Here is a 3,061-nt window from a genome sequence, read left to right as displayed (position 1 = left end):
GTCTGGTCCCAGATAAATAACCCCAGCAGAGCCAAAATAATAAAAAAATTAAAAATTGGGTCAATAATCCCGTACTTACTATAAAAAACTGGCAGGATCGCCGTCCCAAATAAAGCCGCCCAACCCAGTCCAAAGAAGCGGCCCTTAAGCTGACGACCCACCAAAAAAACCAGCCCCACGGTCAGTCCAAAAAAAATCACATTCGGTAGCCGCGCCGCCCCCTCACTCACCCCAAACCAACGGAAGCTCACGCTCTGTAACCAAAAATACAGCGGCGGTTTCTCCCAGAAGGGCTGGTAATTGACATAGACCTGGAGGAAATTACCCGATTCCACCATCTCACGGGCGGCCTCGGCATAGATCAACTCATCCCAATCCAGTAGGGGAACGGACCCCAAAAAAGGCAAATAAGCCAAGACAGCGACTAGGCTTAGAGCCAGTGCGGTCAAAAAATCGGCGCGGGCTAGGGCAAAACGAGTGGGCAACATTTCTAGGGAAGTATACTCCAATCTCTTGCCAACAGGGTATCCTGGACGATGCTCCATCTGGATGATAGGTCATGCGGTGGCTTTTGATTGCGTTACTTTTGGCGGGTTGTGCAACTGCGGCTCCTCCTGCCTCGCCACCGGACCCCGACCTCAAAACCACAAGCTTCCCGCCGGTACCGGGCGCGACTAATTTTTTATTGACCTCCGAGGGGACCCCGTACCTAGACCCCGAGAGCGATCCACTAGCTGAACTGGAGCTCAAACAGGCGGACGGGCTCTACACGACCCAACTGGGCTTGGACTGGTCCCAGCGACTCAACCCCAACAACGGGGTCAGGACCCACCGTCTCGTGGTCACGCTGGGCGGACAGGTGGACGGGACCCATACCTTCAGCGACAACCTACCGACCGCCTTTGTGGAAGTAGACGGGACACCCCTCACCCATGTCAAACCCGCTGAGCTTGAAAACGGTCCTCATATCTTCATCCGCAACCTCAAAGCCAGCACCCCGCCGCGCCTCGAAATTGCCTTATCCCAACAAGCCGTCCAAGCCATCCGTGCGGCTAAAAACCAAGTCAGCCTCAAAGTCCAGCTAAAATCTGACCGAGTGGCCCGGTCTAACTCCTGCTTTAGTGACACCGGGAGTGTAGACAATTACCTGGATTGTCGTTTTCCCTACACAGGCCGCAACCTAAGTGGGGCAGAATTAGCCCGTCTTAAAACGCTGTTCCAGAACTAGACTTGACAGCAAGCTACTGAGACTGGGAAGTTTTAAGGCGGTATCCACTTTTGTACAGGACGGGCGAAATGGCTGAGTTAGTCAGAATTGAGAATCCCCAGAGTATCGAGGCGCAAGTCAGCGGCCCGGGCGGTGCAGACCGTCTCTTCATCTACACGGGCGTAGCCGTTTTCAATAGCGAGGGACCGGAGTTTGGTTGGAAGGCCGATACCTTGGTCTTTGTGCCCCTCGAGATGCCCGGTCAGATCAAACGGGTCTTTACCCGCCGTCAAGTTCATAAAGCCATCGCCTCTGCCGCCCTAGCCGGCATTTATAACCCTGGTAACACTGGGTACGCGGGTTGGGCGGTGGATTGCGCTGATGCTGACTGGGACGATGAGACCGGGAATATCGTGGTGGTCATCAAGATGGGGATCAACGGCGAGAAGGCCGCCATCCTCCGCCTTACCTATAACATCACTGTTCTGGCTGAAATGGGAGCCTAGTGGCAGCCCTGGGAGGGAGTAGTTATCGTAGGGGGACCTTACGTTTGAACGTATGACCACTACGCTGCTCTTAGTCCTGTCTGCTGTCGCTCCCGCTCTGGTGCTGCTTGCGGTCGTGGCCTCGGCCCAACGTAAATGGGTCCGCTCACCCTTGGTCATCTTCTGGGCGGTCGTAGCAGGGGTGGTCTCAGCCTACCTCGCCCTTGCCGGGGAGACCGCCCTCGCCGTTACGCCTTGGACGGTGCCTAACCTCGGGGGACTGGCTCTGTTTACCCTGTTTGGGGTCGGACTGGTCGAGGAGGGGGCTAAGTACATCGTCCTGCGGGGGTTGCTGTGGCGGTTGCCGTCTTTCCGTGAACCCTACGACGGGGTACTTTTCGCCACGGCGGTCGGGTTGGGGTTTGGGGCGACGGAGAATATTTCCTATGTCCTTGCTATGGGGTTTGATGTGGCCCTTATCCGCGCCTTCACAGCGGTCCCCTTCCATGGCATGTTGGGCATAATCCTGGGCTACTCTGTCGGACGGGCGAAGGCTCTGGAATTGATTGATGGACGGACGCGCTGGGATCTGTTATTGGGCGGTCTGGCCTGGGCGGTCCTGGGTCACGGGTTCTACGATTTCTTAGCCTTCCAGAGTAATCCCTTGGCTGAAGCTCTGCTCTGGGGTTGCTTGGTCGGATTGGCGATTCTCAGTTGGCGGTTGGCGCGGACGGCTCAGCAGCTCTCCGTATCTTGGGGCGGGCGTGGTCCCGAACCCGTGCAAGTTTTTATCCCGCCCATGGCTCCGGCTCGTAATCCCGTTTTGGCAGCCCTCCTTGGACTTTTCCCTGGGGCGGGACAGATGTATAACGGCGAAGGGCAGAAGGGCTGGAGCTTGCTTGGGGTAGCTCTCATCAACCTCTTCAGCCTAGGAGCAGTCTGGACCCTGTTGACCTACCCTGTCGAGACCATCCTGCAATTGCTCAGTTGGAATATTAGTCTCGGCTCTGACCCAGCTAAGCCCCTGGAGTTCGTGGCAAGTCTTGCGGAGACCCCGGTGCTGTGGGTGTTGGGGGCGATGTTGGTGGTCTTTAGTTTGTTTGGGAGTTGGGACGCTTACCGTACGGCATTTAGCCGCCGCTACGAATATTTGCTCGCGCCGCCGTTTCGAGTGAAGTTTGTGCAGTCGGTGGCCCTAGCTTACAGCGGGCATTTACTGTTAGTCCTCTTAGTCGCGCTCGTCCCACTCTTTGTCGGCAGTAGCGCGGGTGGCGGTGCGCCTCTGGAGTTTGATCTGGTGGAAGCTCCGACCATCCTCAACGGACACCGTGAGACCCCCGAGGGCACCCCCCAGGGCCAGAGTACCAAG

General features: G+C 56.8%; 4 protein-coding genes. 3 read left to right on the top strand and 1 reads right to left on the bottom strand.

Features of this window, described 5'->3' with window-relative positions:
* On the bottom strand, positions 1-488 hold a 488-nt coding region (locus HFM78_RS02530; RefSeq protein WP_287127844.1), incomplete at its 3' end, for a glycosyltransferase family 39 protein.
* Positions 489-559: 71 nt separating this feature from the next.
* Between HFM78_RS02530 and HFM78_RS02525 the strand changes: the two genes are divergently transcribed.
* The 3 genes from HFM78_RS02525 to HFM78_RS02515 all read left to right on the top strand — a co-directional run.
* Positions 560-1,228 (top strand): hypothetical protein, encoded by a 669-nt coding sequence (locus HFM78_RS02525; protein WP_287127843.1) that lies wholly within the window; start codon positions 560-562, stop codon positions 1,226-1,228.
* Positions 1,229-1,296: 68 nt separating this feature from the next.
* Positions 1,297-1,713 (top strand): hypothetical protein, encoded by a 417-nt coding sequence (locus HFM78_RS02520; protein WP_287127842.1) that lies wholly within the window; start codon positions 1,297-1,299, stop codon positions 1,711-1,713.
* Positions 1,714-1,765: 52 nt separating this feature from the next.
* Positions 1,766-3,061: PrsW family intramembrane metalloprotease (locus tag HFM78_RS02515; protein WP_287127841.1), on the top strand; the 1,296-nt coding region annotated here is incomplete at its 3' end.

It is taken from the genome of Candidatus Cyanaurora vandensis, assembly GCF_013285555.1.
GTDB classification, from domain to species: domain Bacteria; phylum Cyanobacteriota; class Cyanobacteriia; order Gloeobacterales; family Anthocerotibacteraceae; genus Cyanaurora; species Cyanaurora vandensis.
Note: the sequence above shows the minus strand (reverse complement) of the source record. Positions and strands in the feature narration are given on the sequence as shown.

What these genes read in the sequence shown, in the direction of transcription:
- HFM78_RS02525 (WP_287127843.1), top strand. Translation starts at nt 560, where the DNA reads ATGCGGTGGCTTTTGATTGCGTTACTTTTGGCGGGTTGTGCAACTGCG.
- HFM78_RS02520 (WP_287127842.1), top strand. Translation starts at nt 1,297, where the DNA reads ATGGCTGAGTTAGTCAGAATTGAGAATCCCCAGAGTATCGAGGCGCAA.